Source organism: Psychrobacter sp. HD31 (genome assembly GCF_051097895.1).
Lineage (GTDB): Bacteria > Pseudomonadota > Gammaproteobacteria > Pseudomonadales > Moraxellaceae > Psychrobacter.
In genome coordinates, this window is sequence record NZ_CP142525.1 from 666,639 (window position 1) to 686,415 (window position 19,777).

Here is a 19,777-nt window from a genome sequence, read left to right on the forward strand (position 1 = left end):
TTTGGGGATAACCAATTTAAATTTAAAGTTAGATTAATACGCTTAAGCCCTAGTAGGTTGCGCGACTTTGGTACTAATATTAATGCAACGATTCACCACAATGAGGACAAAAGTTTTTCTTTTTTTCAACGGCTCTTTCTCGTTTTTCTAGCCGTTGTTCTCGAATAACTTGCAGTAAAATATCTTGTGCAGCTTCTTTTGCCAAGCCCAGCTCACATCGGATCGCCTCAACACGGGCTTGGTTCTGTACTAAATCGACATCTTCATCCAGCAAAAGCTCTCTAAAGTTTTGTTCCATTTCTTCACGACGTTGCGCTAATTCATTGGCTAAACCGGATGCTAAAATACCAGCTGGCAATGCCGCTAAACCAACACCCAAAATTGTAATAACCGCACCTAAAATTTTACCTGCTGTAGTAATTGGGATGACATCACCATAACCGACCGTTGTTAAGGTAACAACAGCCCACCACATGGCTTTGGGTATGGATTCAAACTGTTCTGGTTGGGCGTGATTTTCCACCACATAAATGCCACTTGAAGCAAGCACAATCATAATAAATAAGATAAAAATAACGGCTTGAAATGAGCCTCTTTCTTTACTTAATACGGTAAGCAAGATACGCATGGAGGCAAAGTAACGGGTTAGCTTAAGCAGTCTAAAGAGACGTAAAATACGTAAAAACCTTAAGTCAATAACAACAAAGAAGTTTAAGATACTTGGTAAAATTGCCAATAAATCAATAATCGCACTTGGACTTTTTGCCCACTCCCACCTTTGCCCCCAACTGGGCTTGCTTGGTCTTTCTTCAATCACTGACCAAATACGTAACAAATACTCAATGCTAAAAACAATTAAAGAAAAGTCTTCAAACACATCAAAATAAATTTGATTGGGGTAATACCAAACATCTACTGATTCTGCAATAACTGCAATGACATTCGTGATAATAAGAAATATTAAGAAATAGTCAATATATCGACTAAAGAAAGAATCATACTGATTGTTTTGTAAAACATTGTATACAAAATGCCTAGCATGTTTAATAGGACGAATACTACTCATAGCAAAAATCCAAAGACTGCTTAATTTGCTTTGCTAAATTTTAAAATTTATCTTCTATGAGTGTAAAGATAGCACATTCACATTTTATTGCCTATAGCTTAATGTGTAATACCAATATAAATGCTTAATATTTATATGGCATTTTAGGCAACCTGTTATTTAAAAGATTTTAAGCTGATATAGCCAATGACTGATTTATCTTGCTCAACTTGTTTGTCTTTTAAAGGGGTAATTTTTAATGCGCCATGCGATAACAAGCCATTAACATCATAAATATCATCAACATCTACTTGCATTTTATCATCCACATGAGAGGTCGCAATTGCTTGACTGCCCTCCTCTACACAGGTATAACTTTGATAAAACTGACTTTGTTTCGCTTTTTTAACAGCTTCTGCTTGCGTGTTAGCAACCACTAACAACTTGTGATGAAACTCCTCAAACTCATTTGGTAAATAGCCACCAAGGTTAATAAAAAACAGCTTAAGCCCATTGTCATCGGTTGATTTTTGTTTTTGCCATTCAATTTTATATCCATCAACCACTGTAACTGGTCGATAAGCGTCAAAATGCCACTTACCTGCCACTTCTGCCCAATGTCTATTAACCGCAGGAATCAACTCACTAATTTGATTAGCCATGCCAAAAAAGATGTCATGCTGCTCAATCAATCTACCTTGTGGTTTAGCACCAATTTTTATCATAAACAGTGTCGGTTTTGTCATGGCTAATTCTCTCTTTATCGCTCTAACGGTTAATTATTTTAATAGCTTATTTTAAATGAATACTTTGTTCAATTTTTGAAATCACTTCTGGTATTTTATCCATTGCTTTACTTACAGCTACCTCACTGGCTTCAGTTAAACCCAGTTTTTCTGCCAATGTTGGTTTTTTATGCGCATGCAGGGCATAAACGTTTTTGTGTTCCATTAATTCTAATAAATAGCTATCCGATGTTTTAATTTCATCAACCAAACCCAATTGAATGGCATCTTCACCATACCAATGCTCACCTGTTGCAACCTTTTTAATATCAAGGCTTGGACGATACGTATTAACAAAGTCTTTAAATAGTTGATGGGTTTGCTCAATTTCTTCCTGAAATTTTGCTTTGTCAGCATCGGTATTTTCACCCAATACAGTAACCGTGCGTTTAAAATCTCCTGCTGTAAAAAGCTCATAATCTACATCATGATTTTTTAATAGCTTATTAAAATTTGGCATTTGTGCTACCACACCAATTGAACCAACCACCGCAAAAGGCGCAGAATAGATTTTATCGGCAACGCATGCCATCATGTAACCACCACTGGCAGCAACTTTATCGACACAAATGGTTAAGTTGATTCCTGCCTCTTTTAAGCGAGCCAACTGTGCTGCCGCTAACCCATAAGCATGCACAATACCGCCTGGAGATTCAAGGCGCAAAACAACTTCATCATCCTTTTTGGCAATGCTAATAAGGCTACTCACTTCTTCTCTTAATTGACGTATTGAACTGGCTTTCATATCACCATCAAAATCTAAAACAAAGGCTTTTAGTTTTTGAGTTTTATCTTTTTTTAATTTATTTTTAACTTTTTCTTTTGCTTTTTTTTCAATTAACTTTTTAAGCAATGAGAGCCCTTTTTGCTTATCATCTGCTTTCATTGATTTAAGCAAAGCTTCTCGGCGTTCTTTTTGATTTTGATTTAAATGAATGAGTTTTAATTCACTTGTTGTTTTAGATGAATGAAATAACATAATTTTCCTTTTTTTATAAAATTAATCAGTGTCTATAACAGACTTTATTTTGTTTTATATCTGTTCATCTCGGCTTATTTCAAGTATGGATGCCTGATAATCAAAATTATGGGGCTTAGTCACTATATTTTACATTCTTTTTATTGCTTTGATATTGTATCAAAAGCACATAAAAGGCATAATGGCGGTTTAAATTTTATTTTACTATTTTAACTAAAAGTTTCAATCAAGGTATAAATTATGCGAAGCGAATATTGTGGTGCTGTCACCGAGAAATTAATTGACCAAACCATTACTATCGTTGGCTGGGTTCACCGTCGTCGTGACCACGGTGGGGTTATCTTTTTAGATATGCGTGACCGTGAAGGTATTCTTCAAGTGGTTATTGATCCTGACACTCCAGAAGCTTTTGCTTTAGCCGATTCATCACGTTCTGAATATGTATTAAAAATTACAGGACGTGTGCGTGCGCGTTATGAAGGGACCGAAAACGCTAATATGGTGAGTGGCAAGATTGAGCTACTCGGAAAAGAGATCGAAGTATTGGCTACTGCAGAAACCCCGCCATTCCCTTTAAATGATGAAAACCTAACCGTTTCAGAAGATATTCGTCTTAAATACCGTTACTTAGACATGCGTCGTCCAGAAATGCAAGAACGTATGGTGTTTAGAGCAAAAGCAACTTCTACCATCCGTCGTTATCTTGATGATCATGGTTTTTTAGATGTAGAAACGCCAATTTTGACTCGTGCGACACCAGAAGGTGCTCGTGACTATTTAGTACCATCTCGTACTCGTCAAGGTAGTTTCTTTGCATTACCACAATCACCACAGCTATTTAAACAGTTATTGATGGTGTCTGGTTTTGACCGCTATTATCAAATAGCCAAGTGTTTCCGTGATGAGGATTTACGTGCTGATCGCCAACCAGAGTTTACTCAGGTGGATATTGAAACATCATTTTTATCTGATGAAGAAATCATGAACATCACAGAGGGTTTGATTCAAGATTTATTCAAAAAAATGTTGAATGTAGAGTTTGATACCTTCCCACGTATGACATATGCTGATGCAATGCGTGACTACGCTTCTGATAAGCCTGATTTACGAATCCCTCTTAAATTGGTAGACGTTGCAGACATACTACAAGATGTTGACTTTAAAGTATTCTCTGGTCCTGCCAAAGATCCTAAAGGCCGCGTTGCCGCTCTACGCATCCCTAATGGTAATAGCCTGACTCGTAAGCAAATCGATGCTTATACCAAGTATGTTGGTATTTACGGTGCTAAAGGCTTGGCATACATTAAAGTAAATGATGCAACTAAAATAAACAATGGTGTTGATCAAGAGTCTGGTTTACAGTCACCTATCATTAAAAATATCAGTGATGAAGCATTGCAAGAAATTATTAACCGCACCGGTGCGACAGATGGTGATTTAATATTCTTTGGTGCTGATAAAGCCAAAGTAGTTAACGATGCTATGGGTGCGTTACGTGTTAAAGTTGGTATTGATATGGATATGCTAACTTGTGAGTGGGCACCTCTATGGGTGGTTGACTTCCCTATGTTTGAAGAAGTAAGCGAGGGTCAATGGACATCAATGCATCACCCATTCACCATGCCAAAAGGCTCTGTGGATGAGCTTAAAAACAACCCAGAAACTGCTTTATCTGTTGCATATGACATGGTGCTAAATGGTACAGAAATTGGTGGTGGTAGCTTGCGTATTAATACAGTAGACATGCAAGAGGCCGTCTTTGAAGCACTGGGTATTAGCAAAGAAGAAGCAGATGAGAAATTTAGCTTCTTGATGGATGCGCTTAAGTTTGGTGCACCTCCTCACGGTGGTTTAGCATTTGGTCTTGACCGTTTAATCATGCTAATGGTTGGCGCGACTTCGATTCGTGATGTTATTGCCTTCCCTAAAACTAAAACTGCTGACTGCCCATTAACGGAGGCACCTGCAGAAGTTGATAGTAAGCAATTACGTGAGCTTGCTATTAGACTGCGTGAAAAACCTAAAGCTGAGTAATACCAGCAATTTTTAAAAAAGGCAGATTTCTATCTGCCTTTTTTTTATAAATATCATTTTGTATTTATAAAATGCTTGTATCACCATAGGAGTTCATCAAGCTTGTGTGTAATATTTATTATTACAAGAATATTATTTCCACATATTGATACTAATTTGTCACAAGTTTAGATAATGACTCAAACAATGCTATAATTACGTTATTTTCTATAAATTATAAAATTGTATGAATTGCTACAATATTTTTAAAATTATTCCATTATACTGGTTACGTGCTTTTGCTAGCTTCGTGGCAAATATTATGATGCTTATACCAAGTCTAAGTATCCATAACAGTATCAATCGTAATTTACTCCTTGCTTTTCCCAATCTTGATTCAAGACAACGGAAACAGCTACACAAAAAAATCATCAAAAACCAAGCACTAACAAGTGTAGAATCAATTAAGTCTTGGGCTATGCACCCAAACTGGTCCATTAAAAAAATCCATACGGTACATAACCAAGATATATTAATGCGTGGGCTTAACAACCCAAATGGTATGCTGGCAATTGTTCCTCATTTAGGTACATGGGAGATGATGAATGCTTGGTTAAATCAACATGGCTCACCTACTATTATGTACAAACCTGTCAAAGGAAAAAAATCCAATGAGTTTGTTTTAGCTGGTAGAGAACGATCAAACGCAACTTTAGTCCCTACAGACGCCAGTGGTGTAAAAGCTGTTTTTAAAACACTGAAGCAAGGTGGATTTAGCATTATATTGCCAGACCATACGCCGGATCCTTCAGGTGGTGTGGTTGTTCCGTTTTTTGGAATTGATGTATTAAGTAGTACACTTGCTTTAAAGCTAGCTAATAAAACAAATTGTGCTTTGGTTGGTTTAGCCTGTATTCGCCGTCATGATAATAAAGGTTTTGATATTTTTTGTTATGATTTAAATGATGAGTTGTTATACAACAAAGATATGATTATCGCTACAACAGCACTTAATGATGCAATGGAGAAGATGATTGAGCCACACAACCAGCATTATATGTGGGGATACCGCCGTTTTAAAAGAATCTATGATATTAAGAATGCATATAAGCTAGATTATAATCAATTCCTTGAGTTTGTTAACTCACGAAACATTACCAAGTAAAATTAGCATTTAGGACAACTAATGAAAAATATACAAGACGGTAAAAATCATACCGAAAAGCGATATGTTATCTGTATGAAATGGGGTACAAAATACCCAGCAGAATATGTCAATCGTTTGTATAACATGGTATCTCGCAATCTGACGTTAGACTTTCAAATGGTTTGCCTGACCGATGATGAAACAGGTATTGTACCTGAGGTTAAATGCTATCCCATTCCCGAACTAAGTCTAACCAGTAATCTACCTGAACGTGGCTGGAAAAAGCTCACAACTTTTAAGCCTGAATTATACGACTTAAAAGGTACGGCACTATTTTTAGATATTGATATTGTTATTACTGATAATATTGATTGTTTCTTTACGCATCAAGCCAAACATGATGACAGCGTGATGATTATCCGTGATTGGAAAAAACCTTGGAGAATGATTGGTAATAGTTCGGTATATCGATTCAGTATCGGTGAAAATAAATACCCTAACTTGCTTAGCAACTTTGAGCAAAACTTTGAAACCATTCGGGGCGAAGTTCGCCATGAGCAAGCTTACTTGTCCAATTATTTGCGAGAACACCATCATTTAGAATATTGGGATGAATCATGGTGTGTCAGTTTTAAATATCACTGTATCAAGCCGTTTCCGCTTAGTTTTGTGCAAGCCCCTAGCATACCAGATACCCCAAATAACCCTGCAAAAATCGTCATTTTTCATGGTGAGGTGAATCCACATGATGCCATTAAAGGTGGCGGTGGAAAATGGTATCGTAAGGTCTTACCAAGTCCTTGGATTGAAGAATATTGGAGATAACTGATATGAATAGTGTATTAATGCCATAGATAACTAATATGTTCTCTACTCATTATTAAGCACATAAAATCTCATTAGTGATTTGATTTATATAGTTGATAAATGAAAAAGCGGTAAAACAAAAACGAGTGAAGATGTATAAACAATACCTCAAGCAAGTTTAGCACCGTAAAAAATTCAGTTTGTCACTACATTACTATAAAATTATTACTATAAAATTTTAATCCAACATTTTATAAGGTATAACATGATTGACTTAACAGATGCTGAATGTATTGGCTCTGGCAGTGAGCGTGCTGTTTATATACACCCAAACGACCCAGATAAATTGATTAAAATCATTCATCAAGGTAGAAAGAATTTACAAACCAAACGTGAAACGAAGGCTTATAAGCGACTAACAAAAAGATTGCCCGATACAAACGATGCTTGGAAACATCTACCGAAATATTATGGTGAATGTTCAACTAATATCGGAGAAGGACAAGTAGTAGAAGCGATTAGAGATTATGATGGTAGTATTTCTCAAACCTTACAAGTCTATCTCGAAAAGAACTCAGTAGCTTCTTATCGAAACGAACTTAATGTACTTAAGCAGTACTTGTTAGATAACATTGTTATTATTAATCATGATATATCGTCTTTGCTTAATATAGTAGTAAAAAAAACAAATGAAAAAGAGAATATTTTGGTTTTGGTTGATGCTTTAGGAGATCATACAGCCATTAAAATATTAAATATAATTCCTTCTTTAGCAAGACAAAAAATCAATCGTAGATGGGCTAAGCTTGAAAATAGCTTAAAAGAATTTGATTAGCTTCAGTAAATAAGGATTTATATGAGTAGCTTATTAAACTATCACAGATTAGTTCCTAGTTCTGACCTACAAAAAGTCATTAAAGATACGAATCAAACCGTACATATCCTTGCGTCTGGCAGTTCAATTACTCAGGTAAATATGATAAAGATATGTCAGCAACCTAGCATATTTGTCAATGGTAGTATCCAATTGTTTGCTGATTATCAATTTAATCAACCTGTTGCATATGTAATCAGTGACCATCGATTTATCGAACACAACGTTAGTTTGATGATGCAATATTACAATGGTCAATGTCCACTATTTATCACACAATCTGTACTTGAAAATTTACAAAAATTTGCATCTGATTATTTAACTGCCATTTCTGATAACATTCATTTAATTCACAATTTCCAAAAACCTATTAATAGAAACAAAACAAATTTCTTTGAAAAAATAAGAAAAAAACTCAGTCATCCTAACGTAAATAACCAATTTATTAAGCTAAAACAACCCAATAGTTCAAAAAAACTAATTGGTGTCAGTACAGATATTCGTCATGGATTTGTAGAGGCAGGAACAGTAGTATTTGTTGCAACCCAGTTGGCATATACAATGGGATTTAAATCCATTTACATCCATGGCATGGATTTGCTCAACACCCATCAACCAAGATTTTATGAAAATCAAAAAGAGCAAGCGCCTTGTAAATTAGATAAAGCAGTGACAAACCGCATTGTACCTAGTTTTGATTTTTTGGCAGAAGTCTATCAACAACAAGATGTTAAGGTTTATAATGGTTCACCTATTTCAAAAGGGATTTTTGATAACTTAGTTTTTTCTGATATATTTTTAATAGATAAAGATATTGTTTAGCCGGCTTATAAAAAAGATAATAAACCAATATTTATTGATTAACCATATCTTAATGTTAAGCACAAAACCCCTTTACCTTTTAACAGCTAAACTCAAATAAGGAAAGTCATGAGCCATAACTTTGTCATTAGCTTAAAAAAAGCACAATCCAGACGACAACATATAAACGACGTATTTACTAAAGCTAATGTGAGTTTTGATTTTTTTGATGCAATAGAACCCTCTTTTGGTTTTTTAGATAAATTTGATTTATCGTTAGATTCAAAACAAAAAGTTCTTGAAGAAGGTGAAATTGCCTGTTTACTCAGCCATTTTAGCTTATGGCAACGTGCCATTGATGAAGGGTTTGACTTTATAACCATCTTTGAAGACGATATATACTTAGGTGAAAATGCAAACTCTTTTTTATCAAGCTATGACTGGATTCCAGATGAGTGTCATTTAATTAAATTAGAAGCTTTTAAACCATATCGCCCAATGTTACAAAATAAAATCCCGCTTGCTTATAACCGCAAGCTTGGCATTTTATTAGAAAGGCATTTGGGAGGTGCTGGATATATTATATCTAAAAAGCTGGCACAAGATTTAATTAACTACACGAAACATCAACAAGCCCTGCCAGCTTTAGATTATCTTCTATTTGACCCATTTTTTATCAATGAAGTGAGTGTTTTCAATAAGGTAAAAGCACCTTATCATATTCATCAATTACAGCCAGCACTTTGTGTTCAGGATATGAAGCTTTCTTTATTCACTAACGATAGAAAGCCTTCTTTTTCTAGTCAGATACATCGAGAAACTTTTTCCATCAATAAAAAACTCTATTCAGAAAATAAGTCTCTTAAATCTAAGCTTAAACAAGAATTACATAAAGCTTTGTATCGTAAAAAAGATAGCATAGACTGGGTTTGAAATTTTGATGGTTATCATAACTCACGTCTAAATTGAGTACATGTCTCTAATATTTTATAAGTGACATATGCCAAAAACTGCCCATAATCTCATTTAAGTCATTGTTGATGTCTTCATCAACGCCAGCGGCTGGCGTCAGAGTAATTTCACCAAAATAAATATTATTTTCTAAAATGTACCAGTCTACTCTCGCATACTCCAATACACCCAGAAGCTGCTTGCTTAGCTCAACTGCTTCAAGCACTTTTTTTTGCTCATGCGTTGAAAGTTGGTAATCACCAATTGAGCTGGTGGTCACATTATTAACAAAATAGCTTGATTGAACTTGACTGCTGCCCCTACCACTAACCGTTTCTAATGTATAATTAAATCCACCTTCTATGTCTCGAAATAAATGAATCTTATAGTCAACAGGAAGCATATTTCTACTACCAACAAATTGCTCCACTAAAAACTTACGGGGGATGTTTGCATAATGTCTTTCACCATGCCTTTTTGCAAAATCTCTTCTTGTCCATTTTTTAAATTTTTTCTTTGCTTCTTGGTAATCAGATTTTACTAACTTTTGAGGGACAACATAAACCATCCCTGAACCATGGTTTGGCTTAATTACAGTTCCTTTATATTGCTCTAAATTATCCAAAACCGTTTGATAATTATCAAAACAATCTATTAATGGAATTAAATATTCATCACCAATTTTTTCTTTTACATATTCTCGAACGGTATATTTATCGGCCAATTCTTGAAAAAATGGGGTGTCAGTTTTATATTTTATGCGGTTAATCAGCTTTTCACAAAATGTATTGGGGCTATCAATATCTGGGAGCGTGCCAAAATGTTCTTTATAACTCTGAATGGCTTTTCTTTCATATTTTGGTTTTAAAAATAGCATATGCGTGTATCATTCCTAGAATCAGCATTAATAGATTAAATATGTTTATTTTCTTTAATATCGTTAATCAGCTCAATGTATTGTTTGGCAATATTTTTTGGCAAGAACTGCTCATCAAAGTCAACATGAAATCTTTCTGGATTTATTGTACATTCAGCCATTTTTCTTGCTAATACCTCAACATTCTCACTCTCAACCAAGTTAGTGTCAGGTAAAATTTCTCTGGGTCCTGATGGGCAATCTGTACTAATAACGGGCGTATTAACTGCAATGGATTCGACAATTACTCTGCCAAATCCTTCAAAACGTGAGGATAATACCATAAATCGAGCATGCTTAATGAATGGATAAGGGTTTTTGTTAAATCCTGCAAAAATTACTTTTTTGTCAATATCTAGGTCAATTGCTAACTGTTTCATTTCTTCCATTAGTTTGCCTTGACCGACCAACACCAAAGGAATGACTTCAAGAGGTTTACTATCAATGTATTGACGATACGCCTTTAATAATAAATCATGCGCTTTTTGTGTTTTAAAACTACCAACATGAACCATATAATTACTATCGCTAATGCCGAGCTCTTTAAAATCAATGTCTTGATTTGCCATTTGCATGATATTTGTAATATCAAAGGGATTATAAATGGTGTGAGTCTCTATCTCCTTACCCAAAACAGCATTCATATCTTCTTTAACACCTTTTGAAATACAAACACAAGGGTGAGATTGATACACTTTTACTAAGTCTTTAATAGTTGCCAGACGATTTGACTGCGTTTTTAATTGGTATTCTTGAGTGATTGTATTACGAATCACGTGAAGAAGATTTGGTAATTTGCTAAAGCTCATCACTCGGTCAGGGCGTTCAAGATTAGACAATACAATATCAGGAGTGCCTTTACCTTGCATAATCTTTTGTAAAATATAGTCATCAATTTTTTTAGCAAATAATGAATATTTTAAATCAGTTGGTATGAGCTTGTATGGTTTAAATTTGACAAGATGATACTGTAAATTAGGATTTAAGTCATACTCTACTAAAGGCTTAAATCGCAATACATGAACATCATAGCCTAACTCAAAAAAACCTTGACCCAAGGTTAAAACAGAACGCTCAGCGCCACCACCCTGTAAACAGTTGATAATAAGTACGGCGTTTTTTTTCTTTTTCATATATAAATTTGCTTTATTAATTAACAGACACCCTAATTCTGGTCTCAACTTGAATTAAAATACTACTGGGTAACATCTTTTGTTAAGGATTGATTATCAAACGGTATAATGACCCCATTTTTTTTAATATACTTTTCTCTTCTTTTTAAACGCCAGTACTCTGGTTTTAATTGACTGAGTAAGCGTTTAAATTCTCTACTGACTTTATTTTTGGCAACCTTTCGTCTTCTTTTTTTCCGTTCTTCTTCAAGAGAACTGTGTAACGTAATCATGTTGGTATTTCTATTTAATACATCTTCTTGGATTGCTAGACCTGGTATAGTCTGGTATATCTTATAAGTTTTTACTGCATCATCAAACAAAATATGATCAACAGGTTTTTTAATAGATTCTTTTGAAAGTCGCTGACACAACTCTTTAGCCATTTCATTTGTAATAACATAACCAGCAGTACCCCAATGTTCTGATGCTAATTCCTTCAATTTACAAATGCCTTCTATAATGTCACAATCATTATCAACTAATACGGGCATTTGCATCGTTTCAAATTTTAGTATGTCACATTGCTCCATAATTTTATCAAGATTGTCTAACATTGTGTGGGTTTTACGACTCAAGATGACATCATCTTCAGCAATAATCATATAAGGTATATTTTTATCAAGCATTTTTTGCCATAGCAAATAGTGACTCATAAAACAGCCCTGCTCTCCTTGAGTAAGGCTGTTTTCTTTAAATTTAATAGGATATTGGTTCAGAATGTCTGATAAATTTTGTTTATTCACTGCATCAAAAAATTGAAATAATATATCTAAAGAGTTAAACATCTTTTCAATGTGTGTTCTGCGTTGTATGTCTGACTTTAAACTGACTATGTAAAATGTGTGCATAATGATATTTTAAAAAGTGTTAAGGTAATAAAAGTTTTTGTTGACTGAAATATGAAAAATAAGAATCTTGCTCTGCTTCACCTATCTTATGAGTAAGTTTATGAATATTGCTCTTAGTAAGTATGGAGTCAAAATCTTCTTTAATAAATCTCTCTTTTAATCTTTTATTAAATAAATGTGGTGTATCATTCGTTAAATGATACAAGTCATTCCAATTCCTTTGTAATTCATTACTAGCATCAATCATATTTCTGAAAGTTAAATGAAATGTAAAATAATCAATCAATTTATTCTCATTTTTCCAGTATTCAAACAATGATTCTTTAACATTTAGAAGAAAAGGGTGCTGTTTTTGTGAATGAATAAACCAACTTGAAATTAAATGAAGTCTATAATTAATACTATCTTGAGGAGAAGAGAAACAAAAAAACTCTGCATCTTCTATCTTTTTTTCTATTTGATCAGTGAGTAGTACTGTACCATCTATCCAAGTTCCTCCATATTTACATAATAAACATACTCTCACAATATCAGAAAAGTGAGTATGAGAAATAAGACTTCTATTATATTTATCAATTACATAATCAGGCAATTGAATATAGTCATAAATATTGTCAGCAGTTAGGACTTGAATATCCCTCTTTGGGCAATGCTTTTCGACACTTTGAAAACAATTTTTTATCAACTCTGGAGCGTTATCTTTGCCTTGTAACCAAAGCTGCCAAATTGGTAAATTCTGTTCAATTTTTCCATCAAATTTTATATAATCTGTACAAAGATATTGGTTCAAATAACTTTTATGTTGTAAACTTTTTTGATACATTTTTTGTTGTTTACGATGTTTTCTTCTTATACGATTAAGCTGTCTTAAATTAAGATATTTTAGATAATTATTCATCGTCATGTTCCTTTGAGTCAATCGACATATAATTATTAGAGAGTTTTTCTTTGATTTCAGTTGTAGACATACCAACCATTCTAGGAAAATAAAGGGCTTGACAATATTTTAATACATAGTCAAATCTCATTTTCCAGTCATTACCAATAATAAATATATCAATATAATGATTTTCAATGTCAGTAATTTTCTGTTGCCAACACTCTTCAAGGATTATTTTATCACCATGGCGAATAGAGTTAATTATAGGCACTATCTCTTCATAAGAATCAGTACATATTTTCCCTTTTCTCAGATTAAATTTAACCGTTGATACAGCAACAGTTAAATGATTACCTAATGCCTTTGCCCTTTCTAATAGATGGATATGACCATAATGTAGTAAGTCGAACGTACCATATGTCAGTACTTTTGTCATGAATTATTATCCAATAAATATAAAATTAAAAATAATACTCAGTTGCTAAATTTTGATCATCAAGTAACCTTTCAAAATCACGTGGACGATTATCATAACTATATTTTTTTGGTGTCATGAAGTCTGCTCCATACCTTTCAGTTAAGTGTTTTACTATGTCTGATGGGACATTAAATTTATTTCCTAAAAATTCAATCTCTGATAAAGAAAAATCAGTAAATTGACACTGACACACCCGTAACTGATTCCCATATTTCTCATAATGCCTTTTTCGACTTAAGCTTTGATCCATTTCAAACCAATGAACTATTTTTTTATCATTTTTATTCTTGAATACAAAAAAATCTATATTAACGCAATCTTTATAGCTTAGTGTTGCTTCACTTATAAAATCATTTAAATCTATGTTTGAACTATGGATCTTAAATATTTTTACTAACTTAAAGCCATCATAATTAGCAATAAAATTCAAAAAGTCCATAGAAAAACTCTGTTCATCAATCCCAAAATCAATATCATAATCATGTGTAATAATAGCACTATCTCTATAAGCACCTAATAGCGTACCAAAAGATAACCAAACATTAACCTTATTATGCTTATTATATTCCTCAAATGCAGACGATAATATTCGTAAAGCCTCTGGAGCATTACGATGAAATTTTTTGAACTTCATTTCTTTTGTTTTAGTACTTCTATAAGTTTTTCTTTTCTTCGAATTAAAAGGATACTTTAATAATGCCTTTAATTTGAATGATGTCACAAGTGCCTCCTATGAAGCATAAAATCTAAGTTCTATATAAATTATTTTAATAAGTGATTATACCCATTCGGATTATTTGATTGCCAACGCCAAGTATCTTCCATCATATCACTTAATCCAAGTTTTGCTGTCCATCCAAGCTCTGCCTTTGCAAGACTGGCATCGGCATAGAATTTAGCAATATCGCCAGCACGACGAGGAGCTATTTTATATTTAATGTCATGACCACAGGCATCTTCAAATGCTTTTACCATTTCTAATACGGAATATGGCTGACCTGTACCTAAATTCCATATCTTTAAAGCTGACTCGTTAGCGGTGTTAATTTTCATAATGGCGTTCATCGCATCCAAATGAGCCTCTGCCAAGTCCATCACATGGATATAGTCGCGCATCGCTGTACCATCAGGTGTATTATAATCATCACCAAATACATTTAAATAGGGCAGTTTGCCAATAGCAACTTGCGAGATATACGGTAATAAATTATTTGGTATTCCAGTCGGATTTTCTCCAATTTTACCACTCTGATGAGCACCAACAGGGTTAAAATAACGCAATATGGCAATCTTCCATTCATTATCAGAAGTTTGTAAATCCTTTAATATCTCTTCAATCATGAGTTTACTGCGTCCGTAAGGACTGGTAGGATGACCCGTTGGTAAGTTTTCATGATAGCAGTCAGTTTCAGGCTCTCCATAAACAGTTGCTGATGAACTAAATACAAAAGATTTAACTCCTGCATCATTCATTGCTTCCAGTAGAGTACAAGCGCCATGTACATTACACTGGTAGTAAGCAAGGGGTTTTTTTGTACTTTCTCCAACAGCTTTTAGCCCTGCAAAGTTAATGACAGATTCAATTAGATAATCAGAAAATAATTTGTCCAATAAAGCGCGATTACGAATATCTCCCTTAATAAAGACTGCTTTTTTACCCGTGATTTGGGCAATTCGTTCAAGTGATACAGTACTACTATTACTAAGATTATCAAGTACAACGACTTCAAAACCTGCTTGTAGTAAAACTAAGACTGTATGTGAACCGATATAACCACTTCCACCTGTTACTAAAATCATAGACTCACCTATACTTCTCTAATAGAGGCTATCGACTAAATAAGAAAACGATCTAAGCTAGATAATATTCTTGCCACTTTTCTTATAAATTTAATGATAAAATATAATTTGTATTTAATCCTAAAATTTTAGGCTATTATGACCAAAAAATCTATTATTTCATTCATAACTTTTTACCTCTTAATTTGGACAATCGCTCCAGTATTTCTAGCGTCTAGTGTGGCACTAGATGTCAGCGAAGGCATAAACTGGGGTAGTGAATGGCAATGGGGCTATTACAAGCATCCACCACTATCATCTTGGGTGCTGTATTCATTTTATGCCATGTTTGGTACTTGGGGTGTTTATTTAGTCAGCCAAATTTGTGTTGGTATTACTCTACTGTGCAACTACCAATTAGGCAAGTTAGCATGGTCAAAGGAAGTTGGCATTCTGGGCAGTATGTTGACCATGGGTGTGTTTTATTACACCTATCCTACCCTTGAATTTAACCACAATATTGCTCAGTTCCCTATATGGTCTGGTTTAGTACTGGCATTTTATTTAGCAATAACACAAAATAAATGGTCACATTGGCTTTGGGTTGCTGTGTTGGGTGGCATGGGTATGCTAACCAAATATAGTGTTATTTTTCTGCTATTACCCATGGCATTATACTTAATCCATCCTAAAAACTTACACCTGTTAAAGTCTGCTAAACCTTGGGCTTCAGCTATTATGATGTTAGCGATTTTTTCACCACACTTATATTGGCTAATCAATAATGACTGGCTACCCCTTAGTTATGCTCAAGGGCGAGGACACAACATCAGTTGGATGAAATCACACTTTAGCTGGGTAAGTTTTACGGCTTCACAACTGCTTGTACACATTCCATTAGTGATTATTGCTTTTTTTCAAAGAAAGAACCTATATCAACTCACATCCTACAAACAAAAGTTGACTAAAAATCAGCCATTAGTTTGGTATTTATGGTTGTCACCACTATTGGTTTTGTGGATTATCAGCCTAATATTTGGGGTTAAACTACGAGACATGTGGGGCATGCCAATGTGGGGATTGTCTGGTGTTCTTGTTGCCTCATTTGTGTTACCTAGCAAGCTTCACCAAGTGATTCCCAAAGTCACAAAAAGCGTTGGAGCGTGGTTATTATTAATTAGTGTTTTGATGATGACATACTTGGCATTTGGGCATCAACTTCGTGATAAACCCTCTCGTATGGACTGGAACGAAGAAGCCATTGCTGCACAAGCCAAACAAACTTGGCAAAGCTACAGTAACTGTGAATTAGATAGCCTAGCAGGTGATAGGTGGCTAACTGCCCTAGCCGCTCTGCACAATAAAGATGCCGATGGTAAAATGCCCTCACAAATTTTTGAAGGCGCAGCTAGTAAATCACCTTGGGTTAGTAAAGAAAGGCTTAAAGAACATGGTACTATGGTACTTTGGCAACAGGAAGCACCGTATAATGCGCAAGAAGGCAAAGTAACTAAATCGCCATCGCCTACGATTGAATTGATTGATAGTACCATGTTACCTATATTCACAACATATCATGGTCAATGGTCAATACCTTGGTCAAAGAATGCTGAGGCAGAACCGCTCATAATAAATTGGACTGCTCATGTACCGACACAATGTTTAATAAATACCAATAAAAGTAAATAAGTTATGCTAGATAGTCAAAAAACAACATCAGTATCCGATGCAACAAAGATTCCCTACTTATCCGTTGTGCTGCCAGCATATAATGATGCTGATGCATTAGCTCTGTTTTTACCAGAGGTGATTGATTTTTGCCATGCGCTTAGTAAAGATTGTGAAGTAATTGTCGTCGATGATGGTAGTACAGATGATATCCAATCGCTTATTGTTCGCTATATTACTGCTTGCAAAGAGGCTAACTATTCAATCAATATTGAACTTATTAAACTGTCAAGAAACTTTGGCAAAGAACCCGCATTAAGTGCTGGTCTTGCCCATTCAAGTGGTGAGCTTGTCGTCATGATGGACTCTGATGGACAACACCCTCTTGCAGTCTTAACTCAAATGCTTGAGATGATACATAAGCAAACTGATATTGATATGATTGCGGCTATTCAATCTAATCGACCAAATGAAAGTAAACTGGCAAAAACCTTAAAAGCTGGTTTTTATCACTTTATTCAAGATTCTCGTCGTTATCAATTGCGCCCAAATGCTGGCGACTTTCGATTAATGAACCGAAAAGTTGTGAATGCACTTTTATCATTACCAGAACGACAACGATTTATGAAAGGTTTATATGCATGGGTTGGCTTTAATACAGTGTATTTACCATTTACGGCTGCCCTACGCAATACTGGGAGTAGTAAGTTTAATTATTCTGGCTTATTTGAGCTTGCCCTAATTGGTATTACCTCATTTTCACAAAAACCCTTGCGCTGGATTTCACGCATGGGCATGTTGGTTTCTCTATTTGCCATTTGTTATGGTTTATTTATTGTTTTAGAAAAATTACTTTTAGGTAATAGTGTTGATGGATGGGCAACAGTTGCCGCAGGCATTATGTTTTCTGCTGGTATTCAACTAATTTGTTTAGGCGTTATTGGTGAGTATATTGGTCGACTGTATGAAGAAGTAAAACAGCGCCCGCTTTATTTAGTTGATTCACATATTACGAGTAATAACCTTGATAGCACTAAGCATTATGAAAACATTGATGAAAAAAAACCTAATAACAAAAATCTTAACATTACAGCTGAGTTAACTAACCCAAAAGATCTGGAAAACACCAAATGAGTGTAAAAAAACAAGCATTTTGGTTTTTAGCCGTGGGAGCTACAGCGGCCTTAGTCCATTTTTTAATCCTAGTAATTTGTGTACAGTATTTTAGTATTATGCCAGCCCGAGCTAATATTATTGCTTTCTTATTTGCATTTTTAGTCAGCTTTGGTGGACATTTTAGCCTTACCTTTAGTGATAGCACACAAAGGGCCCACTGGTTGTCTAGCTTTATTAAATGGTTTGTAAGTTCTATAGGTGGTTTTTTATTAAATCAAATGCTATTTATGATAGGACTCAACTGGTTTGGTAATCATTTATACGCTGTCATTTGGTTTATAGTCACCCTACTCGTTACTATTTTGACCTTTGCTTTGGGTAAGCTTTGGGCTTTTAAGGGTTAATTTATGAAAAAAATAATTATTAATGTAGATGATTTAGGGCTATCTGATTTTGTTAATCAAGCCGTTGTTGACTTAGCCTATAAAAAAAGAGTTACGGCTACCAGCTTTATGGTTGGTGGTGCAATTAGTGAAGAGCATAAAGCGGCACTTCATGAAATGAATATTGATGTTGGGCTTCATCTAGATTTTACGGGTATTTATGAATCATCACTCACCTCGAGTCTTAAATCTATATTGTTCAACACCTATACTCGGCAATTAGATAAGGCAAAAGTAATTAAAAGCATTAAACAACAATTTGATCTATTTGAAGATCAATTTGGTCATCCCCCTATTTTCGTTGATGGTCATCAACATGTTCATCAGTTTCCCATTATCCGTAATGCGTTAATTGATGAGATTATACGACGTTCAGATAATAATAAAATTTATGCTCGCATTACAAAACCTTTAGTTAATGACCTCAAATCTAATATCATATATATGCTAGGCGGTAATGCTTGGCAAACCATGTGCGATAACCACGCTATTACTACCAATAGCGGGTTTGCTGGTGTTTATGGGTTCGATAAAAACACTGACGAACTTAAAAACGTATGGAAACACTGGATTAAAGCATGTGACTCTAACATCAATAATACCAACTTAATTATGTGCCACCCTGCAAAACCTACAACAGACTTAAGTAAAAATTGGGATGACGAGATTAAAGTAGCAAGAGAAAACGAATATAACTTTTTAATGAGCGATGTGTTTGGTGATTTAATAAGCAGTTGCCAACTTGTTAGCTGGAAAGAGATTTAAATACCTTTAATTGATTAAACCAAAAATTGATTAAACCAAATCTTTTAAGCAAAAAAAACCTCACATCAGGGGGGATGTGAGGTGAAACTTGTATAATAAGTTGTACTTATATTGCCATAAATAATGGCGCAGCGGACGGGACTCGAACCCGCGACCCCCGGCGTGACAGGCCGGTATTCTAACCAACTGAACTACCGCTGCGTGTCTGGTAGTATTTACATACTTTAATTTGGTGGGTGATGACGGATTCGAACCGCCGACATTCTGCGTGTAAGGCAGACGCTCTACCAACTGAGCTAATCACCCT

The 19,777-nt window shown here is 34.6% G+C and carries 20 protein-coding genes and 2 tRNA genes; 10 read left to right on the forward strand and 12 right to left on the reverse strand.

Features of this window, described 5'->3' with window-relative positions; all coding sequences use genetic code 11:
• Positions 1-79: 79 nt before the first annotated feature.
• The 3 genes from VH441_RS02755 to sohB all read right to left on the reverse strand — a co-directional run bounded on the left by VH441_RS02755 (position 80) and on the right by sohB (position 2,809).
• Positions 80-1,066 carry an ion transporter gene (locus VH441_RS02755; RefSeq protein WP_434353961.1) on the reverse strand — a complete coding sequence of 329 codons (987 nt, stop codon included), beginning with the start codon at positions 1,064-1,066 and terminating at the stop codon, positions 80-82.
• Positions 1,067-1,221: 155 nt separating this feature from the next.
• Positions 1,222-1,791, reverse strand: coding sequence for a DUF1543 domain-containing protein (locus VH441_RS02760; protein WP_434353962.1), 570 nt, complete (start codon positions 1,789-1,791; stop codon positions 1,222-1,224).
• Between the two features lie 46 nt (positions 1,792-1,837).
• Complete coding sequence (gene sohB, locus VH441_RS02765; RefSeq protein WP_434353963.1) at positions 1,838-2,809, reverse strand: protease SohB; 972 nt, start codon at positions 2,807-2,809, stop codon at positions 1,838-1,840.
• 240 nt (positions 2,810-3,049) lie between these two features.
• Here sohB and aspS point away from each other — a divergent pair, with 240 nt between their 5' ends.
• From aspS to VH441_RS02795, 6 genes are all read left to right on the forward strand, one after another.
• Positions 3,050-4,843, forward strand: coding sequence for an aspartate--tRNA ligase (gene aspS / locus VH441_RS02770; RefSeq protein WP_434353964.1), 1,794 nt, complete (start codon positions 3,050-3,052; stop codon positions 4,841-4,843).
• A 226-nt stretch (positions 4,844-5,069) separates the two neighbouring features.
• Positions 5,070-5,987, forward strand: coding sequence for a lysophospholipid acyltransferase family protein (locus VH441_RS02775; RefSeq protein ID WP_434353965.1), 918 nt, complete (start codon positions 5,070-5,072; stop codon positions 5,985-5,987).
• Between the two features lie 21 nt (positions 5,988-6,008).
• Positions 6,009-6,794: a glycosyltransferase gene (locus VH441_RS02780; protein WP_434353966.1), complete on the forward strand. Its 786-nt coding sequence runs from the start codon at positions 6,009-6,011 to the stop codon at positions 6,792-6,794.
• Between the two features lie 247 nt (positions 6,795-7,041).
• Entirely contained in the window at positions 7,042-7,611 is a 570-nt protein-coding gene (locus tag VH441_RS02785; RefSeq protein WP_434353967.1) for a YrbL family protein, read from the forward strand.
• A 21-nt stretch (positions 7,612-7,632) separates the two neighbouring features.
• On the forward strand, positions 7,633-8,472 hold the full coding sequence (locus tag VH441_RS02790; protein WP_434353968.1) for a hypothetical protein: 840 nt from the start codon (positions 7,633-7,635) through the stop codon (positions 8,470-8,472).
• Between the two features lie 108 nt (positions 8,473-8,580).
• Positions 8,581-9,384, forward strand: coding sequence for a glycosyltransferase family 25 protein (locus VH441_RS02795; RefSeq protein ID WP_434353969.1), 804 nt, complete (start codon positions 8,581-8,583; stop codon positions 9,382-9,384).
• A gap of 46 nt (positions 9,385-9,430) precedes the next feature.
• Here VH441_RS02795 and VH441_RS02800 read toward each other — a convergent pair whose 3' ends face one another.
• From VH441_RS02800 to galE, 7 genes are all read right to left on the reverse strand, one after another.
• Complete coding sequence (locus tag VH441_RS02800) at positions 9,431-10,279, reverse strand: ATP-grasp fold amidoligase family protein (protein ID WP_434353970.1); 849 nt, start codon at positions 10,277-10,279, stop codon at positions 9,431-9,433.
• A gap of 35 nt (positions 10,280-10,314) precedes the next feature.
• The gene (locus tag VH441_RS02805) at positions 10,315-11,451 is read right to left on the reverse strand and encodes a glycosyltransferase (RefSeq protein WP_434353971.1); all 1,137 of its coding nucleotides are present in this window, start codon (positions 11,449-11,451) and stop codon (positions 10,315-10,317) included.
• A 62-nt stretch (positions 11,452-11,513) separates the two neighbouring features.
• Positions 11,514-12,341, reverse strand: a complete 828-nt coding sequence (locus VH441_RS02810) for a glycosyltransferase family 25 protein (protein WP_434353972.1) — start codon at positions 12,339-12,341, stop codon at positions 11,514-11,516.
• 19 nt (positions 12,342-12,360) lie between these two features.
• Positions 12,361-13,239, reverse strand: coding sequence for a capsular polysaccharide synthesis protein (locus VH441_RS02815; RefSeq protein ID WP_434353973.1), 879 nt, complete (start codon positions 13,237-13,239; stop codon positions 12,361-12,363).
• A complete protein-coding gene (locus tag VH441_RS02820; RefSeq protein WP_434353974.1) occupies positions 13,232-13,657 on the reverse strand; it encodes an adenylyltransferase/cytidyltransferase family protein in 426 nt (141 codons plus the stop codon). The genes VH441_RS02815 and VH441_RS02820 overlap by 8 nt, the downstream gene beginning before the upstream one ends.
• Before the next feature lie 25 nt (positions 13,658-13,682).
• Positions 13,683-14,420, reverse strand: a complete 738-nt coding sequence (locus tag VH441_RS02825) for a hypothetical protein (RefSeq protein ID WP_434353975.1) — start codon at positions 14,418-14,420, stop codon at positions 13,683-13,685.
• Between the two features lie 41 nt (positions 14,421-14,461).
• The gene (gene galE / locus VH441_RS02830) at positions 14,462-15,499 is read right to left on the reverse strand and encodes a UDP-glucose 4-epimerase GalE (protein WP_434353976.1); all 1,038 of its coding nucleotides are present in this window, start codon (positions 15,497-15,499) and stop codon (positions 14,462-14,464) included.
• Positions 15,500-15,718: 219 nt separating this feature from the next.
• On the opposite strand from galE, the gene VH441_RS02835 reads away from it, so the two are divergent.
• The 4 genes from VH441_RS02835 to VH441_RS02850 are packed head-to-tail and all read left to right on the forward strand — an operon-like array spanning position 15,719 to position 19,470.
• Positions 15,719-17,167: a glycosyltransferase family 39 protein gene (locus VH441_RS02835; RefSeq protein WP_434353977.1), complete on the forward strand. Its 1,449-nt coding sequence runs from the start codon at positions 15,719-15,721 to the stop codon at positions 17,165-17,167.
• A 3-nt stretch (positions 17,168-17,170) separates the two neighbouring features.
• Entirely contained in the window at positions 17,171-18,280 is a 1,110-nt protein-coding gene (locus VH441_RS02840; RefSeq protein ID WP_434353978.1) for a glycosyltransferase family 2 protein, read from the forward strand.
• The gene (locus tag VH441_RS02845) at positions 18,277-18,666 is read left to right on the forward strand and encodes a GtrA family protein (RefSeq protein WP_434353979.1); all 390 of its coding nucleotides are present in this window, start codon (positions 18,277-18,279) and stop codon (positions 18,664-18,666) included. The genes VH441_RS02840 and VH441_RS02845 overlap by 4 nt, the downstream gene beginning before the upstream one ends.
• Before the next feature lie 3 nt (positions 18,667-18,669).
• Positions 18,670-19,470 (forward strand): ChbG/HpnK family deacetylase, encoded by an 801-nt coding sequence (locus tag VH441_RS02850; protein ID WP_434353980.1) that lies wholly within the window; start codon positions 18,670-18,672, stop codon positions 19,468-19,470.
• 124 nt (positions 19,471-19,594) lie between these two features.
• Here the strand turns inward: VH441_RS02850 and VH441_RS02855 are convergent.
• Positions 19,595-19,671: transfer RNA gene (locus VH441_RS02855), tRNA-Asp, on the reverse strand.
• A 29-nt stretch (positions 19,672-19,700) separates the two neighbouring features.
• A tRNA-Val gene (locus tag VH441_RS02860) sits at positions 19,701-19,776 on the reverse strand.
• Position 19,777 lies beyond the last annotated feature (1 nt).

Excerpts from the sequence above, each read along its gene's own strand:
- VH441_RS02800 (WP_434353970.1), bottom strand. The coding sequence starts at position 10,279 with ATGCTATTTTTAAAACCAAAATATGAAAGAAAAGCCATTCAGAGTTAT.
- VH441_RS02815 (WP_434353973.1), bottom strand. The coding sequence starts at position 13,239 with ATGAATAATTATCTAAAATATCTTAATTTAAGACAGCTTAATCGTATA.
- galE (WP_434353976.1), bottom strand. The coding sequence starts at position 15,499 with ATGATTTTAGTAACAGGTGGAAGTGGTTATATCGGTTCACATACAGTC.
- sohB (WP_434353963.1), bottom strand. The coding sequence starts at position 2,809 with ATGTTATTTCATTCATCTAAAACAACAAGTGAATTAAAACTCATTCAT.
- VH441_RS02760 (WP_434353962.1), bottom strand. The coding sequence starts at position 1,791 with ATGACAAAACCGACACTGTTTATGATAAAAATTGGTGCTAAACCACAA.
- VH441_RS02795 (WP_434353969.1), top strand. The coding sequence starts at position 8,581 with ATGAGCCATAACTTTGTCATTAGCTTAAAAAAAGCACAATCCAGACGA.
- VH441_RS02810 (WP_434353972.1), bottom strand. The coding sequence starts at position 12,341 with ATGCACACATTTTACATAGTCAGTTTAAAGTCAGACATACAACGCAGA.
- VH441_RS02775 (WP_434353965.1), top strand. The coding sequence starts at position 5,070 with ATGAATTGCTACAATATTTTTAAAATTATTCCATTATACTGGTTACGT.
- VH441_RS02780 (WP_434353966.1), top strand. The coding sequence starts at position 6,009 with ATGAAAAATATACAAGACGGTAAAAATCATACCGAAAAGCGATATGTT.
- VH441_RS02845 (WP_434353979.1), top strand. The coding sequence starts at position 18,277 with ATGAGTGTAAAAAAACAAGCATTTTGGTTTTTAGCCGTGGGAGCTACA.
- VH441_RS02840 (WP_434353978.1), top strand. The coding sequence starts at position 17,171 with ATGCTAGATAGTCAAAAAACAACATCAGTATCCGATGCAACAAAGATT.
- VH441_RS02805 (WP_434353971.1), bottom strand. The coding sequence starts at position 11,451 with ATGAAAAAGAAAAAAAACGCCGTACTTATTATCAACTGTTTACAGGGT.
- VH441_RS02850 (WP_434353980.1), top strand. The coding sequence starts at position 18,670 with ATGAAAAAAATAATTATTAATGTAGATGATTTAGGGCTATCTGATTTT.
- VH441_RS02755 (WP_434353961.1), bottom strand. The coding sequence starts at position 1,066 with ATGAGTAGTATTCGTCCTATTAAACATGCTAGGCATTTTGTATACAAT.
- VH441_RS02785 (WP_434353967.1), top strand. The coding sequence starts at position 7,042 with ATGATTGACTTAACAGATGCTGAATGTATTGGCTCTGGCAGTGAGCGT.
- aspS (WP_434353964.1), top strand. The coding sequence starts at position 3,050 with ATGCGAAGCGAATATTGTGGTGCTGTCACCGAGAAATTAATTGACCAA.
- VH441_RS02820 (WP_434353974.1), bottom strand. The coding sequence starts at position 13,657 with ATGACAAAAGTACTGACATATGGTACGTTCGACTTACTACATTATGGT.
- VH441_RS02790 (WP_434353968.1), top strand. The coding sequence starts at position 7,633 with ATGAGTAGCTTATTAAACTATCACAGATTAGTTCCTAGTTCTGACCTA.